The 23849-nt window shown below is 21.5% G+C and carries 17 protein-coding genes, 2 tRNA genes, 2 rRNA genes and 1 other RNA gene; 13 read left to right on the top strand and 9 right to left on the bottom strand.

The genetic code is table 11. The features are described from left to right. Nucleotides 1–10 precede the first annotated feature (10 nt). Nucleotides 11–1996, bottom strand: coding sequence for a cytochrome o ubiquinol oxidase subunit I (gene cyoB / locus AACK90_RS00775; protein ID WP_339043514.1), 1986 nt, complete (start codon nt 1994–1996; stop codon nt 11–13). A gap of 65 nt (nt 1997–2061) precedes the next feature. Continuing rightward, on the bottom strand, nt 2062–2892 hold the full coding sequence (gene cyoA, locus AACK90_RS00780) for a ubiquinol oxidase subunit II (RefSeq protein WP_339043516.1): 831 nt from the start codon (nt 2890–2892) through the stop codon (nt 2062–2064). A gap of 285 nt (nt 2893–3177) precedes the next feature. Between cyoA and AACK90_RS00785 the strand changes: the two genes are divergently transcribed. The 8 genes from AACK90_RS00785 (at nt 3178) to AACK90_RS00820 (ending at nt 14481) form a co-directional block, all read left to right on the top strand. Next, nucleotides 3178–3477 (top strand): BolA/IbaG family iron-sulfur metabolism protein, encoded by a 300-nt coding sequence (locus AACK90_RS00785; RefSeq protein WP_339043518.1) that lies wholly within the window; start codon nt 3178–3180, stop codon nt 3475–3477. Nucleotides 3478–3555: 78 nt separating this feature from the next. Then, nucleotides 3556–4854, top strand: a complete 1299-nt coding sequence (locus AACK90_RS00790; protein ID WP_339043520.1) for a trigger factor — start codon at nt 3556–3558, stop codon at nt 4852–4854. Nucleotides 4855–4898: 44 nt separating this feature from the next. Next, nucleotides 4899–5531, top strand: a complete 633-nt coding sequence (clpP, locus tag AACK90_RS00795; RefSeq protein WP_339043522.1) for an ATP-dependent Clp endopeptidase proteolytic subunit ClpP — start codon at nt 4899–4901, stop codon at nt 5529–5531. Nucleotides 5532–5575: 44 nt separating this feature from the next. Then, nucleotides 5576–6829 carry an ATP-dependent Clp protease ATP-binding subunit ClpX gene (clpX, locus tag AACK90_RS00800; protein ID WP_339043524.1) on the top strand — a complete coding sequence of 418 codons (1254 nt, stop codon included), beginning with the start codon at nt 5576–5578 and terminating at the stop codon, nt 6827–6829. A 155-nt stretch (nt 6830–6984) separates the two neighbouring features. After that, nucleotides 6985–9315 (top strand): endopeptidase La, encoded by a 2331-nt coding sequence (gene lon / locus AACK90_RS00805; protein ID WP_339043526.1) that lies wholly within the window; start codon nt 6985–6987, stop codon nt 9313–9315. Nucleotides 9316–9404: 89 nt separating this feature from the next. After that, the gene (locus tag AACK90_RS00810) at nt 9405–10928 is read left to right on the top strand and encodes a SurA N-terminal domain-containing protein (RefSeq protein ID WP_339043528.1); all 1524 of its coding nucleotides are present in this window, start codon (nt 9405–9407) and stop codon (nt 10926–10928) included. 62 nt (nt 10929–10990) lie between these two features. Then, nucleotides 10991–12715, top strand: a complete 1725-nt coding sequence (locus tag AACK90_RS00815; protein ID WP_339043530.1) for an ABC transporter transmembrane domain-containing protein — start codon at nt 10991–10993, stop codon at nt 12713–12715. A 26-nt stretch (nt 12716–12741) separates the two neighbouring features. Further along, complete coding sequence (locus tag AACK90_RS00820; RefSeq protein WP_339043532.1) at nt 12742–14481, top strand: ABC transporter transmembrane domain-containing protein; 1740 nt, start codon at nt 12742–12744, stop codon at nt 14479–14481. Between the two features lie 36 nt (nt 14482–14517). On the opposite strand, the gene ffs is transcribed toward AACK90_RS00820, so the two are convergent. Beyond that, nucleotides 14518–14601: signal recognition particle sRNA small type (gene ffs, locus AACK90_RS00825), an RNA gene on the bottom strand. Between the two features lie 177 nt (nt 14602–14778). Here ffs and dnaX point away from each other — a divergent pair. From dnaX to AACK90_RS00840, 3 genes are all read left to right on the top strand, one after another. Next, the gene (gene dnaX / locus AACK90_RS00830) at nt 14779–15864 is read left to right on the top strand and encodes a DNA polymerase III subunit gamma/tau (RefSeq protein ID WP_339043534.1); all 1086 of its coding nucleotides are present in this window, start codon (nt 14779–14781) and stop codon (nt 15862–15864) included. Nucleotides 15865–15939: 75 nt separating this feature from the next. Further along, a complete protein-coding gene (locus AACK90_RS00835) occupies nt 15940–16272 on the top strand; it encodes a YbaB/EbfC family nucleoid-associated protein (protein WP_339043536.1) in 333 nt (110 codons plus the stop codon). A gap of 90 nt (nt 16273–16362) precedes the next feature. Continuing rightward, on the top strand, nt 16363–17004 hold the full coding sequence (locus AACK90_RS00840) for a nucleoside monophosphate kinase (protein ID WP_339043538.1): 642 nt from the start codon (nt 16363–16365) through the stop codon (nt 17002–17004). Between the two features lie 36 nt (nt 17005–17040). Here the strand turns inward: AACK90_RS00840 and AACK90_RS00845 are convergent. Next, nucleotides 17041–17114, bottom strand: a tRNA-Arg gene (locus tag AACK90_RS00845). 134 nt (nt 17115–17248) lie between these two features. Here AACK90_RS00845 and folD point away from each other — a divergent pair. Next, nucleotides 17249–18103, top strand: a complete 855-nt coding sequence (folD, locus tag AACK90_RS00850) for a bifunctional methylenetetrahydrofolate dehydrogenase/methenyltetrahydrofolate cyclohydrolase FolD (protein ID WP_339043540.1) — start codon at nt 17249–17251, stop codon at nt 18101–18103. An 11-nt stretch (nt 18104–18114) separates the two neighbouring features. On the opposite strand, the gene cysS is transcribed toward folD, so the two are convergent. Beyond that, a complete protein-coding gene (cysS, locus tag AACK90_RS00855; protein ID WP_339043543.1) occupies nt 18115–19467 on the bottom strand; it encodes a cysteine--tRNA ligase in 1353 nt (450 codons plus the stop codon). Nucleotides 19468–19525: 58 nt separating this feature from the next. Between cysS and AACK90_RS02200 the strand changes: the two genes are divergently transcribed. Then, on the top strand, nt 19526–19789 hold the full coding sequence (locus AACK90_RS02200; protein WP_425333436.1) for a DUF493 family protein: 264 nt from the start codon (nt 19526–19528) through the stop codon (nt 19787–19789). Between the two features lie 90 nt (nt 19790–19879). Here the strand turns inward: AACK90_RS02200 and cspE are convergent, their stop codons facing one another. The 4 genes from cspE to AACK90_RS00875 all read right to left on the bottom strand — a co-directional run bounded on the left by cspE (nt 19880) and on the right by AACK90_RS00875 (nt 23746). After that, nucleotides 19880–20089: a transcription antiterminator/RNA stability regulator CspE gene (gene cspE, locus AACK90_RS00860; RefSeq protein ID WP_339043545.1), complete on the bottom strand. Its 210-nt coding sequence runs from the start codon at nt 20087–20089 to the stop codon at nt 19880–19882. Nucleotides 20090–20314: 225 nt separating this feature from the next. Further along, nucleotides 20315–20430 (bottom strand): 5S ribosomal RNA (gene rrf, locus AACK90_RS00865). A gap of 148 nt (nt 20431–20578) precedes the next feature. Continuing rightward, nucleotides 20579–23504: ribosomal RNA gene (locus tag AACK90_RS00870) — 23S ribosomal RNA — on the bottom strand. A gap of 169 nt (nt 23505–23673) precedes the next feature. Continuing rightward, nucleotides 23674–23746, bottom strand: a tRNA-Glu gene (locus tag AACK90_RS00875). Between the last annotated feature and the right edge of the window lie 103 nt (nt 23747–23849).

Raw genomic sequence — 23849 nt, forward strand, 5'->3', positions numbered from 1 at the left:
ATTTTCAACTCTATTTAATTAAGTTTTTGTTATGAATTTCTTCTATTTTCTGTATAAATTTTTTATCTATACAAATTTTTTTTTGTTTTTGAAAACTTTTGTAAAAACAAACAAAAACAACACTAAAAAAAGAAATATAAAATAACCACCAAATATGCCAAATCGCAGAAAATCCAAAAATTAATAGAAAAAAACTTATTAACATTCCATAAAAACTATTATCTGGTAAATAAATATTTTTATATATTTTATTTTTTCTTATTTTATTATTTAAATTATCTTTATTATTCTTAATATTCCAAAATTCATCACGATTACTTATATTAGGTATATTAAAAAAATTATACATAGGAGCTGGAGAAGAAATATACCATTCTAAAGTTCTTCCATCCCAAGGATCACCAGTAATATCTAAATTTTTTTTTCTATTTTTAATAGATATAATAAACTGTATAACTTGAGAAATAATTCCTAAAAATATTAATACTACACCAATACAAGCAATCGAAAGTAAACTATGAAAACTATAATCTATATTCTGACTTAATCTTCTAGTCATTCCCATTAATCCTAAAAAATATAAAGGAATAAAAGCAAATAAAAATCCAAGAATCCAAAAAATAAAAGCTATTTTACCCCAAGTTTCATTTAAAACAAAACCAAAAAATTTAGGAAACCAATATGTAATTCCTGCAAAACAACCAAAAACAACTCCTCCAATAATAACATTATGAAAATGAGCTACTAAAAATAAACTATTATGTAAAACAAAATCTGCAGGCGGTAAAGATAAAAGAACACCAGCCATACCCCCAACCGAAAAAGTAATTAAAAAACCAATAGTCCATAACATACAAGAATGAAAATAAATTTTTCCTCTATACATTGTAAATAACCAATTAAAAATTTTTACTCCAGTAGGAACTGCAATAATCATTGTAGTAATTCCAAAAAAAGCATTGACATTAGCACCAGCTCCCATTGTAAAAAAATGATGTAACCATACTATAAAAGATAAAAGAGTAATCGACAAAGTTGCCCAAACTAATGAAGTATATCCGAATAAAGACTTTTTTGAAAAAGTTGAAACTATTTCAGAAAAAATTCCAAAAGCAGGTAAAATTAAAATATAAACTTCTGGATGACCCCAAATCCAAATTAAATTTACATACATCATCATATTTCCACCCATATCATTTGTGAAAAAATGAAATCCTAAATATCTATCTAAAGTTAAAAACAATAAAGTAATAGTTAAAACAGGAAAAGAAGCAATAATTAATAAATTAGAACAAAGAACAGTCCATGTAAAAACTGGCATTTTAAATAACGTCATACCAGGAGCACGCATTTTTAAAATTGTAACTAAAAAATTAATTGCTGTTAAAGTAGTACCAAGACCAGCAATTTGTAAACACCAAATCCAATAATCTACTCCTACTCCTGGACTAAATGTCATTTCAGATAATGGAGGATATGCTAACCAACCTGTTTTTGCAAATTCACCTACACCTAAAGATAAATTAATTAAAACAACAGCACTGAATGTAAGCCAGAAACTTAAATTATTTAAAAATGGAAAAGCTAAATCACGTGCTCCAATTTGTAAAGGAACAACTAAATTCATAAGACCAATAATAAGAGGCATAGCAACAAAAAAAATCATAATTACACCATGAGCAGTAAATATTTGATCATAATGATGTGGAGGTAAAAAACTAGAAGGATTTTTTAAAGATGCAAGATATTGTTGAATTCTCATCATAATTGCATCAACAAAACCTCTGAATAACATTATAAATGCTAAAATTATATACATTATTGCAATTCTTTTATGATCTAAAGATGTAAACCATTCTTTCCATAAATATTCCCATTTTTTGAAATAAGTAATTAAACATGTAACAACCATAGAAACTAAAAAAATACAAATATAAGTAACTACAATAATAGGTTCATGAAAAGGTATGTCTTTCCATGATAATTTTCCAAACATATTATTTTCCTAATTATTAAAAATTTTAAAAGTTATTAAAAAAAAATATTAAAAAAAATTAAATATTAATTACCTTTTTGAATGAATTTTTCAATTAATTTTAAATCATTAAAAGAAAAATATTTAATTAATTTATTTGTATAAACTTTCTTAAAATCATTAAAAGTAAATATATTTTTTCCAATTTTTTTTACTTTATTTAACCATGAATTAAAAAATTTATAATTTATTGTTGAAATTACTTTGAATTTCATATCTGAAAAACCTGCTCCACTGTAATTTGAAGAAATCCCTTTATATATTCCAGAAAAATTTGAAATTAAATTTAATTTTGAAGTCATACCAGGCATAGCATAAACTTGACTTCCTAAAGAAGGAATAAAAAAAGAATTCATTACTGCATTTGAAGTAATATAAAATTCTATTGGAACGTTTGTCGGTAAAACAAGTTCATTTACTGAAATTATTTTTTGTTTAGGATAAATAAATAACCATTTCCAATCTAATGAAACTACTTCTATTTTAATTGGAGTAGATTGTACTTGTAAACTTTTTCTTGGATCTAATTCATGAGTTTTCTTCCATGATAAAATAGATAGAAAAAATATTATTAAAATTGGAATTCCCCAAGTAAAAAATTCAATTATGTAAGAATGATTCCAATCAGGATTATAATCTTTATTTATAGATTTTTTTCTATATTTATAAGAAAAAAATATTGTCATAAAAATAACTGGAATTATAACTAATAACATTACAAAAAATGAAATCAAAATTAAATTTTTTTGTTGAATAGATATTTCTCCAGCAGGAAAAAATAATCCTTCATGACAACCACTTAAAAGAGATGTTAAACAAAATATTAAGAAAAACCTTTTAAATCTATAAAAATTCATAATAAACCTCAAAATTTAAAAATATTTTTTTTTATATTTTATAATATTTTAAAATAAAAAAATAAAAAAAATTTTATATACTTTAAAAATATATCAAAAATAAAATTATCTTAATATAAAAATAATAGTGTTGAAATATTTTTTTCATAATATAATTATATAAGAAATTTATAAATTAAAAAATTTTTTATAATTAAATTAAAAAAAAAATAAATTATTAATTAAATTTAATTAATTAAAAACAAAAAAATATAATTACCTTAAAAAAAATAATAAAAACTAAACATGAAAAAAATTATTAAAAGAAAAATAAAAAATAAAATAAAAATAAAATATATTAAAATATATAATATAAGTAATAGACATAAAAAATTTAATAAAAAAAACTCTCATTATAAAATAATTATTGTTAGTAATAATTTTTATAAAATAAACATATTAAGAAGACATCAAATAATTTATAATATTTTATCTAATGAAATAAATATAAATATATATGGAATAGAAATATTTACGTATACAAAAAAAGAATGGGATATTGAAATAAATAAAAAATTTTCCTCTACAAAATGTATAAATCAATAAAAAATTTATTTAAATAAAATAATTTTAAATTATTGAAGTTTAAAAAAGTAAAAATAATAAATAATAAAAGAGGTATATGTGAATCTTATTGTTTCAAAAAAAAATAAAAAAAAAATACAAATAAAAAATATAATATCATCTAAAATTATTAAAAAAAAAATATTTAAAAAACTTTTATTTTTAAAAAAAAACACAATAATTGATGGATTTCGTAAAGGAAAAGCACCTATAAAATTAATAAAAAAAAAATTTAAAAAAAATATTCTTAAAGAAATTCTAGAAAAAATAATAAACAAAAATTTTTTAAAATATATAAAAAAAAAAAATATTACAAAATATTCAAATGTAAAATACTTTTTAGAAAAATATAAAAAAGGAATGGACTTAAATTATACAATAGAATTTAATATTAATTATCATATATTGTTAAAAAAATTAAAAAAAATTAAACTTTATAAATTAAATATTAAAATAACAAAAAAAGATATTAATAAATTAATTTTAAATTTTCAAAAAAATATATCCAAATGGACTATAAAAAATGGATTAATAAAAGAAAATAATAAAGTTTATATTAATTTTAAATTACTTTCAAAAAATAAAAAAGTTATAATAAAAAAAAATAATTTTAAAATTATAATGAATAAAAATTTTTTATTAAAAAAAATATATAAAAAACTAATTAATAAAAAAAAAAATGATAAAATCATTGTAAAAATTAAATTTTCAAAACATCATCCAGAAAAAAAAATTACTGAAAAAAAAAGTTTCTTTATAATTAAAATAATTAAAATAAAAAAAAAAGAAAACAACAAAATAAATTTTAAAAAAATTAAAAAACTTGGATTCCAGATAAAAAATATTAAAGAACTAAAAAAAAATATTCTTTTAAATTTAAAAGAAGAATCAAAAAAAATTACTGAAGAAAATTTAAAAAATCAATTTATAAAAAAATGGAATAAAATTTTTAAAAAAAAATTTTCTATAAAAAAAAAAAAAAATCAAATAAAAACTATTAAAAAAAATATTTTTTTAAAATATAAGAAAAAAAAAAATATATTTAAAAAATCATACAACATAAATGTAATAAAAAAAGCTAAAAAAGAACTTAAAATAAATTATATACTTAATAAAATTATTAAAAATGAATCGTTATTTGTTAGTAATCAATTAATAAAAAAAATATATCAACAAACGATAAAAAATTTTTATAAAAATAAATTAGATAAAATTAAAAAAAATAAAATAAAAAATAATATTAGAAAAATATTATTAATAAATAAAACATTTTCATTTATTTTTAAATATATATTGATAAAAAATAAACATTGTTCTTTTAAAAAAGCTTTAAAAATACATAAAAATATTAAACTATAAAAAATAAAATTATTTTTAAAAAATTTTCATAAAAAGGAAAAAAAATGTTTTATAAAAAAAAATCTATTATAAATCAAAATTTAATACCTATTGTATTAGAAAAAACATATTCTGGAGAAAGATCATTTGATATTTATTCTCGTTTATTAAGAGAAAGAATAATATTCTTAACAGGAGAAATTAATGATAATCTATCTAATCTTATTATTGCACAATTATTATTTCTAGAATCTGAAAATATAAAAAAAGATATATTTTTATATATAAATTCGCCAGGAGGAATTGTATCTTCTGGATTATCTATATATGATACTATAAAATTTATTAAACCAGACGTAAATACAATATGTGTAGGTCAAGCATCATCTATGGCTGCAATAATACTTTCTTCTGGAAAAAAAGGTAAAAGATTTAGTTTACCAAATTCTAGAATTATGATACACCAACCTTTAGGAGGTTATAAAGGACAAGCATCTGATATAAAAATACATGCATTAGAAATATATAAAATTAAAAAAAATATTAATGAAATACTATCTCGACATACAAAAAAAAATATTAAACAAATAGAAAAGGACACAGAAAGAGATTATTTCCTATCAGCTAAAGAAGCTCTTGAATACGGTTTAATAGATTCAATTTTAAATAAAAAAAATGAAAATACAAAAAAAAAATAATTAAAATATTAAAAAAATTTTAATATAATATTAAGAGAAAATTAATGACAAATAAAAAACAAACAGATAACAATAAATTATATTGTTCTTTTTGTAAAAAAAACCAAAATGAAGTAAAAAAAATAATTGCTGGTTCTACAGCATATATATGTGATCAATGTATTTATTTATGCAATAATATTCTTACTGAAGAATATAAAAAAAAACCATTTTTTTTTAAAAAATTTAAAGAACTCCCAAAACCTAATCAAATAAAAAAAAAATTAGATGAATATGTAATAGGTCAAAATAAACCTAAAAAAATTTTATCAGTTGCTGTATATAATCATTACAAACGTTTATATAGAATAGAAAAAATTAAAAAAAATAAAATAGAAATTGGTAAAAGTAATATATTAATTATTGGACCTACAGGAAGTGGTAAAACTTTACTCGCTGAAACATTAGCAAAATCATTAAATGTTCCATTTTCAATTTCTGATGCAACAACTTTAACTGAAGCTGGATATGTTGGAGAAGATGTAGAAAATATTCTACAAAAATTACTACAAAAATGTAACTATGATGTAAATAAAGCTCAAACTGGAATAATTTATATAGATGAAATAGATAAAATATCAAAAAAATCAAATAATCCATCAATTACTAGGGATGTTTCTGGAGAAGGAGTACAACAATCTTTATTAAAAATAATAGAAGGAACAATAGCTTCTGTATCCCCACAAGGAGGAAGAAAACATCCACAACAAGAATTTATTCAAATTGATACATCAAAAATTTTATTTATATGCGGAGGAACTTTTTCTGGACTTGAAAAAATAATTGAACAAAGAATTAATAAAAGTACAAAAATTGGATTTTTAAAAACAAATAATCAAAAAAAAACTATACAAAAAAAAAATCTAATACAGTTAGAACCAGAAGATTTAATTAAATTTGGAATGATTCCAGAATTTATAGGTAGATTACCAATTATAACAACATTAAATGCTTTAAATACAAATGAATTAATAAAAATTTTATGTAAGCCTAAAAATGCTCTTATAAAACAATATAAAGAACTTTTTAAAATGGATGGAGTTAAATTAGAATTTTGTAAAAAATCAATTAAAAAAATCGCAGAAAAATCTATATTAAAAAAATCTGGAGCAAGAGGATTAAGATCCATATTAGAAAAAATGTTGTTAGAAACAATGTATAACTTACCATCTATTTCAAATGTTGATAAAGTGATAATTAATGAATCTACAGTCGTTAAAAATACTTCTCCTCAAATTTTATTAAAAAAAACATTTTAAAAAAAAAAAAAAAAAATAAAATAATAATTTTTTTTATTTGATTAAATATTAACAATTTTTTATTTATATTAATTAAAAAATAATTTTTATCTTTTTAAGATTTTAAAAATTTAATTAAAATTTTTTAAAAATTAAAAAAAAAGAGACAAAATAATATGAAAAAAAAAGATAAATATATTAAAATTCCAATTTTACCATTAAGAGATACAGTAGTATATCCAAATATGGTAATTCCATTATTTGTAGCTAGAAAAAAATCAATTAAATTAATTGATATTGCTTTAAAAATTAACAAAAAAATTATGTTAGTAACGCAAAAAAAATATTCAATAGAAAAACCAATAATGAAAGATTTATTTAAAATTGGAACAATATCATCTATTTTACAATGTTTAAAATTACCAGATGGAACAGTAAAAGTTTTAATAGAAGGAAAAAAAAGAGCAAAAATAATTAATTTAGGTACAAAAGAAAACAATTTAATAGGAACAGTAAAATTTATTTCTTTAAAAAAAATAAAAAAAGAAAAACAAATTATTTTAAAAAGAACAATTCTTAATCAATTTGAAAAATATATAAATTTAAATGAAAAAATCCCGCAAAATGTTTTAGAATCATTAAAAAAAATTAAAAATATAAATAAATTAACTGATACAATTTCTAGTTATATTCCTTGTAAATTACTTGAAAAACAAAAAATATTAGAACAAATAGATGTAAATAAAAGATTTAAAAAATTAATGATGATACTAGAATACGAAATTAAATTATTTCAGATTGAAAAAAATATAAGAATTAGAATAAAAAAGCAAATGGAAAAAAATCAGAAAGAATATTATCTTAATGAACAAATAAAAGCAATACAGAAAGAATTAGGAAAAAATGATAAAGATTTTAATGAATCTTCTATTTTAAAAAAAAAAGTTTTAAAATCTAAAATGCCAAAAAAGATAGAAAAAGAAGTTATAAAAGAAATAAAAAGACTAAAATTTATGCCATATATGTCTTCTGAAACAACAGTTGTAAGAAGCTATATTGAATGGATGATAAAAGTTCCTTGGACAAAACAAACAATAATAAAAAAAAAACTCTCAAATGCTTTATCAATATTAAATAATAATCACTATGGTTTAGAAAAAATTAAAAATAGAATATTAGAATATCTAGCAGTACAAAATAGAATGAAAAAAATAAAAGGACCAATTTTATGCTTTGTTGGACCTCCTGGTGTAGGTAAAACATCACTTGGAAAATCCATCGCACAAGCTACAGGAAGAAAATATACTAGAATGTCATTAGGTGGAATAAAAGATGAATCAGAAATTCGAGGTCATAGAAGAACGTATATTGGTTCAATGCCAGGTAAAATAATACAAAATATTTCAAAAACTGGTGTAAAAAATCCATTATTTTTATTAGATGAAATAGATAAAATGTCTTATGAAGCAAGATCTGATGCATCTTCTGCATTATTAGAAGTACTAGATCCTGAACAAAATTTTTCATTTAATGATAATTATTTAGAATTTAGTTATGATTTGTCAGAAGTAATGTTTATTGCTACTGCAAATTCTCTTAATATTCCTCTTCCATTACTTGATAGAATGGAAATTATAAAACTACATGGATATACAGAAGATGAAAAAATAAAAATATATAATTCATATCTAAAACCAAAACAAATTAAAGAAAATGCTTTAAAAAAAAATGAAATTTCAATTACAAAATCAGCAGTAATAAAAATTATTCGTAATTATACAAAAGAATTTGGAGTAAGAAATTTAGAAAGACAAATTTCTAAAATATGTAGAAAAATAGTAAAAAAAATACTTCTAAATAAAAAAATTAAAAAAATACAAATAAATAAAAAAAACTTAAAAAAATATTTAGGAACAAAAAAAAATTATACAATTAAAAATAATAAAAAAAACGAAATAGGAGAAGTAATAGGTTTAGCATGGACGAAATTTGGAGGAGAATTACTAAAAATTCAATCTGTTTGTATTTCAGGAAAAGGAAAATTATCATTTACTGGATATTTAGGAAAAATAATGAAAGAATCAATTCAAACAGCTATTACAGTTATTCGTACAAAAATAGATATATTAAAAATTCCTAAAGATTTTTATGAAAAAAATGATATTCATGTACATATTCCTGAAGGAGCTACTCCAAAAGATGGACCAAGTGCTGGAATTTCAATATGTACAGCTATTACTTCTTCTTTAACAAAAAATCCAGTTAAGAAAAATTTTGCTATGACTGGAGAAATTACTCTCAATGGAAATGTAATGGCTATTGGAGGTTTACGAGAAAAAATTTTATCAGCTTATCAAGAAAGAATTAAAAATGTCATAATTCCTTATGAAAATAAAAAAGATTTACATAAAATTCCAAAAAAAATACTTTCTAAAATAAAAATACATTTAGTAAAAAATATTGATGAAGTATTTAAATTATCTTTAGAAAAGAACCCTTATAAATAATATATCTTTTAAAATAGAATTTTATTTAAAAAATAAAATAAAAAAAATATTTTTTATTATAAATTATTTAAAAAGATGGATTTAATAAAATGAATATAAACTCTTTTTCATTATGTAAAAAAATTATTTTAAAAATAATGTTAATTATTTTAATAACTTCTATTATTATTACTAATGTTAATAACTATATTAATAACTACAATAAATCATGGTTAGTAGAAGTAAATAAAATACTAATTAAAAAAAATAAAGTTCAAAATATTTTAATCAATAAATTAAATCAAATAAAATCAAAAAATAAAAAAAAATATTTTAAAATTATAGAAAATAAAAATAAAATAAAAAATTTATATAAAAAAATTGTTTCAAATACAATAAATAATATCTTAATTGAAAATTATTTAAATAAACTTAATATTAAAAATAATAAAAAAAATATTAAAAACTTAATATTAAAACTAGATATTTTTAAAAAAAATAATAAATTTAATAAAAAAAAATATATTAAATTTTTATATAAAAACAATTTAAACGAACAAAAATATTTTAAAATAATAAATGATAATTTAGTTCAAAACTATTTTTTAAATGATATAATAAATTCAGAATTTTTATTAAAAAACGAAAAAAAATTAAATTATAAAAAAAAATCAAAAATAATATTTTATAAAAAAGCATCATTAAACTTTAAAAAATTAATATCTAAACAAAAAGTTTCTAATAAAGAAATATTAAATTTTTATAATAAAAATAAAAATTTTTTTGTTTTTCATAAAAAATTTAAATTAAAATTTCTAGATTTATCACAATTATCAAAAAAATACTATAATGATAAAAAAAAATATTTTAAAATTTTGAATATAAAAAAAAAAATAAATAATTTATCTATTAATAAAAAAAACTACTTTAATTTAATAGAAAAGATTTCAAAAATTAAATCAAATAAAACAAAGTGGTTTACAATAAAAAACATACCTAAACAAATTAATTTTAAAAAAATAATAAATTTTCTAAAAATGCAAAAATATTATAAAATTTATAAAAAAAAAAATTGTATAAATTATCACTTCCAAGATAAAAATAAAAATTTTTATATTCAAATAATAGGATTTAAAAAAGAAAAAAATAAATCATTTAAAAATACAAAAAAACAAATAAAACATTTGTTAAAAATAAATAAAGCAAAAATTAAAGCATATAAAAAATTAAAAAAAATAGAAAAAGAATTAAATAAAAAATCATTTAAAAATTTTAATCATGAAAAATTAAAATTTGAAAAAAAAATATATAATACTAAAAAAAATAAAAAAAAATTTTCAAAATATATTAATAATTTAAATAAAAAATTTAATAATAAAAAACCAATTTATGTTAAAATAACTGATTATAAAAAAAAATGGATAATATTAAAATTATTTAAAAAAAAATATATAAAAATGAATAAAAATAAAAAAAATAATTTAGACATTCGTTCTAATCTTTTTAATCAAAAATTATTAATTAGTCTTATCTTAAAAAATTTACGTTCAAAATCTAAAATAAAATATAACGATAAATATCTCATTTTAAAAAAAAAATCTAAAAATAAAAATTTACTTTTTAAAAAATTTTAAATATTCCACTTAAATTCATGAATAATGTTTTTTTTAAAATATTAAATTACTAAGGTTATCTTGTGCGATTATTTAAACAATTAAATTGGTATTTTCTACAAGAATGGAAAAGATATACTGGATCAATTATAATATTAATTATTGTTGCATGTTTACAAACTATTCCTCCAAAAATAGTTGGAAAAATTGTAGATTCAATTGTAAAAAAAAATTTAAAATTTCATGATTCAATAAAATTAATTTATATTATGATATTTATTGCTCTTACAACATATTTATTAAGATATATATGGAGAATATTACTATTTGGAGCATCATATAAATTAGCAATTAAATTAAGAACATTATTTTATAATTCAATTGTTCAACAAAATCAAGATTTTTATATTAAAAATAGAACAGGAGATTTAATAACACGAGTAAGTAATGACATTGAACGTATTATCTTTGCAGCTGGAGAAGGAGTACTAACACTAGTTGATTCCTTAGTAATGGGTATTTCTGTACTAATAGTAATGTGTACTCAAATAAGTTATAAATTAACTTTTTTTGCATTAATTCCAATGCCTATTATGACTATTTTTATAAAAAAATACGGAAAAGAACTTCATAAAAAATTTTTTAAATACCAAATTTCTTTTTCAGCGTTAAACAATAAAACTCAAGAAATTTTAACTAGTATAAGAATGATTAGAGCATATGGATTAGAAAAATTTCAATTAAAAGAATTTGAAAAATTAGTAAAAAAATCAAGCCAAAGAAGTATGAAAGTCACTAAAGTTGATGCAAAATTTGATCCAGTTATTTATCTATCTATTGCTTTTTCAAACCTTTTAACAATTTCTATTGGAAGTTGGTTAGTTTGGAATAATAAAATTACTTTAGGGCAATTAACAAGTTTTATTATGTATCTAGGATTAATGATTTGGCCAATGTTAGCTTTAGCATGGATGTTCAATATTGTTGAAAGAGGAAGTTCAGCATGGAATAGAATACAAAAAATAATTACTTATCCAATTAAATTAAAAAATGGTAATAAATCTGTCCCAAAAAAACCAAAAAAAATAACAATTTTAATTAAAAAATTTTTTTATGAAAAAAATGAAAAACCTATATTAAAAAATATTTCAATTTCTATAAATAATGGAAAAATTTTAGGAATTTGTGGACCTACGGGTTCAGGAAAAAGTACATTAATAAAAATTATTCAAAGAAATTATGATATTTGTAAAGGAAAAATATTATATGGAAAAACACCATTAAAAAAATTTAAATTAAAACAATGGAGAAAAAAAATATCTATAGTAAATCAAGAAATATTTTTGTTTTCAGATACAATTATAAATAATATTACTTTTGGAAATAAAAATATACCTTTTAAAAAAGTTAAAAAATACCTTAATATAGTTGCATTAACAAATGAAATTTTAAAATTAAAAGATACATATAATACATTAATAGGAGAAAAAGGAATTTTATTATCAGGAGGTCAAAAACAAAGAATAGCGATTGCTCGTGCTTTAATTTTAAAACCAGAAATTTTAATTTTAGATGATGCGTTATCAGCAATAGATGGAAGAACATCAAAAATAATTATTAAAAATATTTTTAAATGGAAAAGTAAATATACAACAATAATAATAAGTTCTCATAAAACCTCAATACTAAAAAAATCAGATGAAATTATAGTAATGAAAAAAGGAGAAATTATTAATAAAGGAAATCATACTTCACTTATTAAAAAAAAAAATTGGTATAGAAACTCTTTTTCTTATAAAGCATCATAACAAAAAATAAAAAAAAAGAAATTAAAATGAATAATTTTATAAAATATTGGCCGACTCTTAAAAGACTCTCAAAATATGTAAAACCTTTTCAAAAACTATTATATTTTGGAATTTTTTTACTTTTATCTGCTGCTTTATCTGAAGTTTTAGGACCTATATTAATTAGTAATTTTATTAAAAATATATTAGAAAAACATGAATTTTCAAAAACTATTGTTTTATTTAATATTATCAGTTTTATTGTATTACAAATAACTTCTGTAATTTTATATTATTCTCAAAATATTATATTTAATAAAATATCTATAAAAATTATTCAAAATTTAAGATATGATATAATGAAATCTACATTACTTTTACCTATTGAAATATATGATAGTCAACCAATAGGACATATCATATCAAAAATAACTAATGATACTGAATCAGTAAGAGAACTATATGATACAATACTTGGTTCGATTGTAAATAGTTCTGTTTTAGTACTAATAGTTTTAATAGCAATGTTCATTTTATCCTGGAAAATGGCATTGATTTCAATGATTTTAATACCTATTGTAATTCTTATTATTTTTACTTATCAAAATTATAGTGTTCCTATATTAAAAAAAATAAGATATTTTTTATCAAAAATATATCATGAATTTAATGAAATTGTTAATGGAATTTCAATTATTCAACAATTTAATCAAGAAAAAAGATTTAAAAAACAAATTATTAACACTAGTTATATGCATTACAAATATAAAATGAAAGCATTAAAATTAGAAGGATTTTTATTAAGACCTTTATTAAATTTATTATCTTCATTAATATTATGCGGTATTATGTTTTTATGTATTATATCTGATGAAAATACTTTTAAAGTGGGAGTATTATATGCTTTCATAAGTTATTTATCAAGATTAAACGAACCACTTATTTCAGTTTCAAGTCAACAACCACTTTTACAAAAAGCAATTGTTTCAGGAGAAAGAATTTTTGAATTAATGGATATACCTAAACAAAAATACGGTAAAATCAATAAACCTCTTAAAACAGGAAAAATATTTATAAAAAAATTGTTTTTTAAATATAAAAAAAATTTTTATAATACTTTATCTAATATAAATATTGATATTAAATCTAATAAATTTATTGCTTTTGTCGGAAAAACAGGAAGTGGAAAAAGTACTTTAGCAAATTTATTAATGGGATACTATTCACCAAAATCTGGATCGATTTTTTTAGATAATAAAAAAATTGAACAAATTAGTCATAAATCTTTAAGAAAATCTGTTTCTATAATACAACAAGAACCTGTAATATTTCCAAATACTATTTTAAAAAATATTACTTTAGGAAAAAAGATATCTAATAAAAAAATAAATAAAATATTAAAATTATCTCATTTAAAAAATTTAATATCTTCTTTTAAAAAAGGAATAAAAACTATATTAAGTGAAAAAGGAAATAATATTTCAGTTGGACAAAAACAACTAATTTCTATTGCACGAGCTTTAATAAATAATCCAAAAATATTAATTTTAGATGAAGCAACTGCAAATATAGACATATATACAGAAAAATTAATACAAAAATCTTTATTAAAAATTAAAAATAAAACAACTTTAATAATGATTGCTCATAGATTAGAAACAGTAAAAAAAGCCGATCAAATAATAGTGTTAGATAAAGGTCGGATTGTTGAAAAAGGAAATCATGAACAACTAATAAAGATGAAACAAAAATATTATAAAATGTATAAATCACAAGAATTAAAATAAAATGTTTAAAAATTTTTTTTTAAGTGTTCTATTAATAAAAAAATATATGCATGAATAAATTTAAGTTAGCTGCTTCTTTCCAGACCTGACTAGTTATTTAAATCAAACATCATATATATGATACTAATAAAACACTTAAAAAAATAATATTTTGTACAATAAATATACATTATTTTAAATAAAAAAACAATTTTTTTTATTTTTGTTAAAATTTTATTTTAAAATTTTATGATTAATGAAAATTATTTATAATTATGATAGCATATAAATAAATAAATAAAAAATATAATAAAAAAAATGACATATAAAGTTTTTGCAAGAAAATGGAGACCAAAAAATTTTAATGAAGTCATTGGTCAAAAATACGTTATAAAAGCTCTTTCAAATAGTTTAAAATTAAATAGAATTCATCAAGCATGGATATTATGTGGTACAAGAGGAATTGGTAAAACAACAATTGCAAGAATTTTATCAAAATGTTTAAATTGTAAAAAAAAAATAACAACTACTCCATGTGAAAAATGTAATTCATGTAAAGAAATAAAAAAAAACTGTAGTCCTGATCTAATCGAAATTGATGCAGCTTCAAAAACTAAAATAGAAGATATTAAAGAAGTTTTAAGTAATTCAAAATATTTTCCTGTTAAAGAAAGATTTAAAATTTATTTAATTGATGAAATACATATGCTATCAAGATATAGTTTTAATGCACTACTTAAAACATTAGAAGAACCACCAAAATATGTAAAATTTATTTTAGCTACAACAAATATTGAAAAACTTCCTAAAACTATTGTATCAAGATGTATTAGATTAAATTTAAAAATAATTTCAGAAAAAAAAATTGAATACCACATTAAAAAAATATTAAAAAAAGAAAATATTTTATTTGAAAAAAATAGTTTAAAATTAATTTCAAAAGCAGCTGATGGAAGCATGAGAGATGCTTTAAGTATTACAGAACAAGCAATATCTATTGGGAATGGAACAATAAAAAAAAATAATGTAAAAAAAATGTTAGGAATATTAAAATATGAAAATTTTTTAATATTATTAAAATATATTTTTAAAAAAAATATTATAAAAATTTTTTCTACAACAGAAAAAATTTTATCATTAGATGTCGAACCAGATACTATTTTAATAGAATTATTAAGATTATTACATCATTTGCACATTTTAAAAATGTATTCAATGCATTGGAAATCTAACATATATAACATAAAACAAAAAAAATTTTTAAAACATATATCTAAAAAAAATAGTTATTCTACAATTAAAAATTGTTATTCAATTATATTAAATGGAAGAAAAGATCTTTCTTTTTCTCCATCTAAAAAATTAGGAATGGAACTAACTTTATTAAAAACATTAGAAATTTAATGGAAAAAATTTTTAATTAAAATAAATATTTAAATATAAAAAAAATCGTATAATTAACTTAAAGAGAACAAATATATGTTTAATAAAGGAAATTTTGGAAATTTAATCCAACAAGCTCAAAAAATGCAAGAAAATATGAAAAATATAAAAAAAAAAATAAAATCTATTCAAGTAATAGGAGAATCTGGAGCTGGATTAGTTAAAATAACTTTAAATGGATCACATCATTGTAAAAAAATAGAAATAGATAAATCTTTATTTAAAGATAACGATAAAGAAATTATTGAAGATTTAATAGTTGCAGCTTTTAATGATGCATCAAGAAAAATTTTAGATGAACATAAAAAAAGAATGTCTAAATTTTCTAATGGTATACCTATTCCAAATGATTTAAATTTTTCTATATAAAATTTATTTAAAAATATAAAATTTATACTAATTTTTATACAGTATTATTTAATCAATCTTATAATACAAAGGATTTTTTTAAGGAAAAAAATGAAAATTATTTTAATTGGTTATCCATGTTCTGGAAAAGGAACTCAAGCAAAATTTATTTCAAAAAAATATAAAATACCAAATATATCTATAAGTAATTTACTAAAAAAAGAAATAAAAAAAAAAAAAAATATTAATTTGATAAAAAAAATAAAAAATAAAATTAAATCTGGAAAATTAGTCCCAGACTCAATAATTATAAATTTACTTGAAAAAAGATTAAAAAAAAAAGATTGCTCAATTGGATATATATTAGATGGATTTCCTCGTACATTAAATCAAGCAAAAATAATGTACAAAAAAAATATTAAAATTGATTATGTAATAGAAATATTAGTTTCAAGAGAAAATATCTTTAAAAGAGCATTAGGAAGAAAAATTCATATCCCATCTGGAAGAACATATCATAAAATATACAATCCCCCTTTAATAAAAAATATAGATAATATTACAGGAGAAAATTTAACAACTAGAATTGATGACACAAAAGAAATTGTTAAAAAAAGATTAAATGAATATGATTTATTTCAAAAACAAATATTTTTATTTTATAAAAAAAAAGAAAATATAAAATATTTTCAAATAAATGGAAATAAAAAATTTAAAAATGTAAAAAATTCTATAAAAAAAATTCTTAATTAAAATATTTTATTTATTTATTTTTTTTTATAAAAAATGTGCGCTTTACAGGATTCGAACCTGTGACCCACGGCTTAGAAGGCCGTTGCTCTATCCAACTGAGCTAAAAGCGCTGAAAAAATTTTTAAAAAAAAATAAAAATATTTGTTTTTTAAACATTATAAATTATTTCTTTTAAAAATACCAGTATAAATAAACATATTAAATAAATTACAAAAATTATCTAATAAAAAATAAGAAAAAAAAAATGAATGCAAAAATAATTAATGGGTCAAAAATTGCTAAAAAAATTCAAAAAAAAATTAAAAAAGAAGTAGATCAAAGAAGAAAAAAAAAATTATTAACACCTGGTTTAGCTGTCATTCTCGTAGGAAATAATTATTCATCAAAAATTTATGTAAAAAAAAAAAAAATTGCATGTAATAATGTAGGTTTTTTTTCAAAAGTTTTTAAATTTTCAAAAAAAATTCATGAAAAAAAAATTCTTAATCTTTTAGAAAAACTTAATAAAAACAAATATATACACGGAATTTTAATTCAATTACCATTACCAAAAAAAATTAATACATATAAAATATTAAAAAAAATTTCTTATAAGAAAGATGTAGATGGATTTCATCCATTTAATATAGGATTATTATGTCAAAAACATCCAAATCTAAGATCATGTACTCCATTTGGAATTATACAATTATTAAAAAAAATAAAAATTAAAATAAAAGGGTTAAATGCTCTTATTATAGGAGATTCAAATATCGTCGGAAAACCAATGATGCTAGAATTATTATTAAAAAATTGTACGACAACAATAGCAAATAAATTTACAAAAAATTTATATAAACATATAAAAAATGCAGATTTAATTATTATTGCTATAGGTAAACCAAATTTTTTAAATGGAAAATGGATTAAAAAAGGAGCAATAATTATAGATGTTGGGATTAATAGATTAAAAAATGGAAAAATAGTTGGAGATGTTGATTTTTATTCAAATTATAAAAAAGCTTCATATATTACTCCAGTTCCTGGAGGAGTTGGACCTATGACAGTAACTAGTTTATTACAAAATACTTTATATGCTTGCAAAAAATATTACGATTAATAATAAAAAAATTATATTTTTTTGTCTTGCAAAAATACTCCAAGTTTTAATAATTTTTTTCTTAAAATATCAGATTTTTTCCAAAGTTTTAATTTTCTAGCTTTTTTTCTTTTACTTATTAATTTTTTAATTTTTTTATCTAATTTACTAAAAGTATTTTTTTTTAATAAATTTTTTTTAGAAATTTCATTAAAAAAACCTAAAATACTTCCTAAATTAAATAAAATTTTAGACAAAATTTTAGACTTTTTAAAATTCTTTATTTTATGAAAAAAAATTATTTTTTTTGATAATTTTAATAAAACATTTAAAGCTAAAGGAGTATTAAAATTATCATTCATTGCATTATAAAACAATTCTATATAAGAAGAATTTTTTAAAAATTTTTCTTTTTTATTAATGTTAAATAAATTTAAACAAAAATAAAATTTTTTTATAATATTTTCTGATTTTTTTAAATTAAATACATCATAATAAATTGGATGTCTATAAATTGTTGATAAGAAATAATAACGTATTGAATCAGAATTATAATTAACAATTAAATCTTTAATTAAAAAAGTGTTTCCAATAGATTTTGACATTTTTTTTTTATTTAAAACAATCATTCCTGTATGCATCCAATAATTTACAAATTTTGAATTATTAAAACATTCTGATTGAGCACGTTCATTTTCATGATGAGGAAAAATTAAATCGTTTCCTCCTCCATGAATATCTAAATTTTTATTAAAATATCTATAATTTATAGCAGAACATTCTATATGCCATCCAGGTCTTCCATTTCCCCATGGTGAATTCCAAAAAAATTCTTCTGATATACTTTTTTTCCATAAAACAAAATTATTTTTTTTATTAAAACTATTTTTTTTTAAAAAATTTTCTTTATTTTTATTATATAAATTTCCATAATTTTTATATTTTTTAATAGAAAAAATAACATCTCCATTAACATCTATATAAGCAAATTTTTTTTTTAATAAATTACTAATAATTTTAATTATTTCAGAAATATGATCTGTAGCAAGTGGTTCGAAAGTAGGAGAAATTATATTTAATGAACTAAAATCTATATTCATAAAATTAATAATTTTTTTTGTAAAACTTTTAATACTTAATTTATTTAATTTTGCTTTTTTTATTATTTTATCATCAATATCTGTAATATTTCTAATATATTTAATAGAGTATCCAAGATTTTTAAAATAACGATATACAACATCAAAAAATATAAAAGTTCTTGCATGACCGATATGACAAAAATCATATACTGTAACTCCACAAACATACATACAAACTTTTTTTTTTTTAATAGATTTGAATATTTCTTTTTTTCGAGTTAAAGTATTAAATATTTTTAACATTAATTTTTCTCTATAAAAATTCATTTAATATAATAAAACAAAAAAGAAGGATAAATATATGTATAAAAAACTTAAAAAACTTTTGAATTTTCCAACTAAATTTACTTTTAAAATAATATGTTTTAATAAAAAAAATGTAGAAAAAAAAATATTTTATATATTAAAAAAAAAAAAAATAAAAATAGAAAAAAAAAATATAATCTTTAGTAAAAACAAAAAATATTTATCTATTTCTATTAAAATTTTCTGTAATAATTTTAATTCAATAAAATTTATTTATAAAAATATTAGTAAATTAAATTTTATAAAAATTATTTTATAAAAAATTAATTTTATCTGTCCAGTACAAATATAATAAAGTACTGAACAGTTTTTTAAAATTTTATTAATAATAAGATTATTATTAATAAAATTAAAGACTGGTAACGTTAGCTGCAGATGGACCTTTTTCTCCTTCAACAATTTCAAACTCTACACTCTGCCCTTCTGCTAAAGTTTTAAATCCATCACTTTGAATAGCTGAAAAATGAACAAAAACATCTTTACTACCATCTTCAGGAGTAATAAATCCAAAACCTTTTGATTCATTAAACCATTTAACATTACCTTTTATCTTAGACATCTTTTATTACCTTTACATGAAAAATATAAATAATTCTAATATTTAAAAAATTAATTTTTTAAAATGTTCTATAAATAATAAATTTTTAATATATTGTTTTATTAATAAAATAATGTATTAAATTATTAATTTGAGTATAAATAAAATAAAATTATATTTTTAATAACTTATTTAAAAAATAAAATTTTATTTTATTTAAAATTTTAATTTTTAATTAAAAAATAAGCCTGGAAATTACCTACTCTCACACAGGGAAACCCTGTACTACCATTGGCGTTATAATGTTTCACTTCTGAGTTCGATATGGATTCAGGTGGTACCATTACACTATTTTAACCAGGCTATTTAAAATTTTTTATGTTATATATTTTAATATATAATTTTATATATTAAAATATACATCTATATTTTATTTTCGGAAATAAGCATTTTTTTTTTAAAATTTTTAATTTAAAAATAAAAATCATTTAAAAACACCTCTGGTGTTGTAAGATTAAGCCTCTCGGGTCATTAGTACTAGTTAGCTTAACATATTGCTATGCTTACACATCTAGCCTATCTACGTCGTAGTCTTCAACGTCCCTTCAGAAAAATACAAAAGTTTTCAGGGAAGATTAATCTTGGGGTAAGTTTCGTGTTTAGATGCTTTCAGCACTTATCTTTTCCGCATATAGCTACCGGGCAATGCCATTGGCATGACAACCCGAACACCAGTGATGCGTCCACTTCGGTCCTCTCGTACTAGAAATAGATCCCCTCAATCTTCCAACGCCCACGGCAGATAGGGACCGAACTGTCTCACGACGTTCTAAACCCAGCTCGCGTACCACTTTAAATGGCGAACAGCCATACCCTTGGGACCTGCTTCAGCCCCAGGATGTGATGAGCCGACATCGAGGTGCCAAACACCGCCGTCGATATGAACTCTTGGGCGGTATTAGCCTGTTATCCCCGGAGTACCTTTTATCTGTTGAGCGATGGCCATTCCATTCAGAACCACCGGATCACTAAGACCTGCTTTCGCATCTGATCGCGTCATCACGCTCTCAGTTAAACTGGCTTATGCCTTTGCACTAACCTTACGATTTCCGACCGTAATTAGCCAATCTTTGTACTCCTCCGTTACTCTTTAGGAGGAGACCGCCCCAGTCAAACTACCCACCAGACATTGTCTCTGCACCGGTTTACGGTGCTAGGTTAGAATATTAATATTTAAAGGGTGGTATTTCAAGGTTGACTCCAATAATACTAGCGTATTAAATTCATAGTCTCCCACCTATCCTACACATTAAATATAAATATTCAGTGTCAAGATATAGTAAAGGTTCACGGGGTCTTTCCGTCTTGCCGCGGGTACACTGCATCTTCACAGCAATTTCAATTTCACTGAGTCCCAGATGGAGACAGCCTAGCCATCATTACGCCATTCGTGCAGGTCGGAACTTACCCGACAAGGAATTTCGCTACCTTAGGACCGTTATAGTTACGGCCGCCGTTTACCGGGGCTTCATTTTAAAGCTTCAAGTTTTTACACTTTAACTTCTTTATTTAACCTTCCGGCACCGGGCAGGCGTCACACCGTATACTTCCATTTTCATGTTTGCACAGTGCTGTGTTTTTAATAAACAGTTGCAGCCAGCTGGTATCTTCGACTAACTTCAGCTATAAGAGTAAATCTTTTTCACCTACGAGTTAGCGTGCCTTCTCCCGAAGTTACGGCACCATTTTGCCTAGTTCCTTCATCTGGGTTCTCTCAAGCGCTTTAGTATACTCTACCTAACTACCTGTGTCGGTTTGTGGTACGATTTGATTATATCTGATGCTTAGAGGATTTTCTTGGAAATTTGGTATAAATTACTTTGTTACCGTAATAACTCGTCATAACGCCTTAACTTAAAAAATATTCGGATTTTCCTAAATATTAACGTCTACACGCTTGAACCAAGACAACCGTCGCTTGGATAATCTAACCTCTTTCGTCCCCCCTTCGCAATATAATCAAGCACAGGAATATTAACCTGTTGTCCATCGACTACGCTTTTCAGCCTCGCCTTAGGGGTCGGCTTACCCTGCCTCGATTAACGTTGGACAGGAAACCTTAGTTTTTCAGCGAGCAGGTTTTTCACCTGCTTTATCGTTACTCATGTCAGCATTCGCACTTCTGATTCCTCCAATGTACTTTACAATACATCTTCTATGGTTTACAGAACGCTCCTCTACCCAGTAAAAAAAATTACTGCCGCAGCTTCGGTATATAGTTTTAGCCCCGTTAAATCTTCCGCGCAAGCCGACTTGACCAGTGAGCTATTACGCTTTCTTTAAATGATGGCTGCTTCTAAGCCAACATCCTGGCTGTTTATGCCTTCTCACATCGTTTCCCACTTAACTATAATTTTGGGACCTTAGCTGGCGGTCTGGGTTGTTTCCCTTTCCACAACGAACGTTAGCACCCGCTGTGTGTCTCCCGTGATAACATTATACAGTATTCGGAGTTTGCATCGGATTGGTAAGTCAGTATGACCCCCTAACCGAAACAGTGCTCTACCCCTGTATATGAATTTCACGAGGCGCTACCTAAATAGCTTTCGAGGAGAACCAGCTATCTCCCGGTTTGATTGGCCTTTCACCCCTAGCCATAGGTCATCCGCTGATTTTTCAACATCAGTCGGTTCGGTCCTCCAGTTAGTTTTACCTAACTTTCAACCTGCCCGTGGCTAGATCACCGGGTTTCGGGTCTGTACCCTGAAACTAAATAGCCCATTTCAGACTCGGTTTCCCTTCGGCTCCCCTTTAAAAATTCGGTTAACCTTGCTACAGAGTACAAGTCGCTGACCCATTATACAAAAGGTACGCAGTCACTCTATAAATTTGAGCTTCTACTGCTTGTACGTACACGGTTTCAGGATCTATTTCACTCCCCTAACAGGGGTTCTTTTCGCCTTTCCCTCACGGTACTAGTTCACTATCGGTCAGTCAGGAGTATTTAGCCTTAGAGGATGGTCCCCCTATATTCAAACAGGATTTCTCGTGTCCCGCTCTACTTTTCGAGTTTATAATATAATTTTTTTCATATACGGGGCTTTCACCTTGTATCGCTAAATTTTCCAAAATTATTCTATTAAAAATTATATTATAATTAATACTCTGGGCTTTTCCCAATTCGCTCGCCACTACTAAGGGAATCTCAATTGATTTCTTTTCCTCGAGGTAATTAGATGTTTCAGTTCCCTCGGTTTGCTTTATTTATCTATTTATTCAATAAATAATATTATATAAAAATATAATAGGTTTCCCCATTCGGATATCATCGGATATAACGTTTCTTATCAACTTACCGATGCTTTTCGCAGATTAGCACGTCCTTCATCGCCTCTGACTGCCAAGGCATTCACCATGTACGCTTATTCGCTTAATCTTACAACCCACAGGTGTTTCTTTATTTTTTGATAATTATTTAAATTATGCTTATTTCCGAATTTTAAAAGAGCTTTTAAAAAATTTCTTATATTAAAAATAAATTTATTAAGAATGATAATTGTATCACAATATATAAAAATAATAAATATTTTTTTTAAAAAAAATTTTGTCCCCTAGGGGAATTGAACCCCTGTTGCCGCCGTGAAAGGGCAGTGTCCTAGACCGCTAGACGAAAGGGACATTTTTTTTTTAAAAAAAAATAAAAATAACAAAAAATTTAATTTTATTAAAAAATTTTAATTTATTAATATTCAAAAAAATATTTAATACTAATGTAACTATT

This window comes from Buchnera aphidicola (Periphyllus acericola), assembly GCF_964019855.1.
GTDB lineage: Bacteria > Pseudomonadota > Gammaproteobacteria > Enterobacterales > Enterobacteriaceae > Buchnera_J > Buchnera_J aphidicola_BC.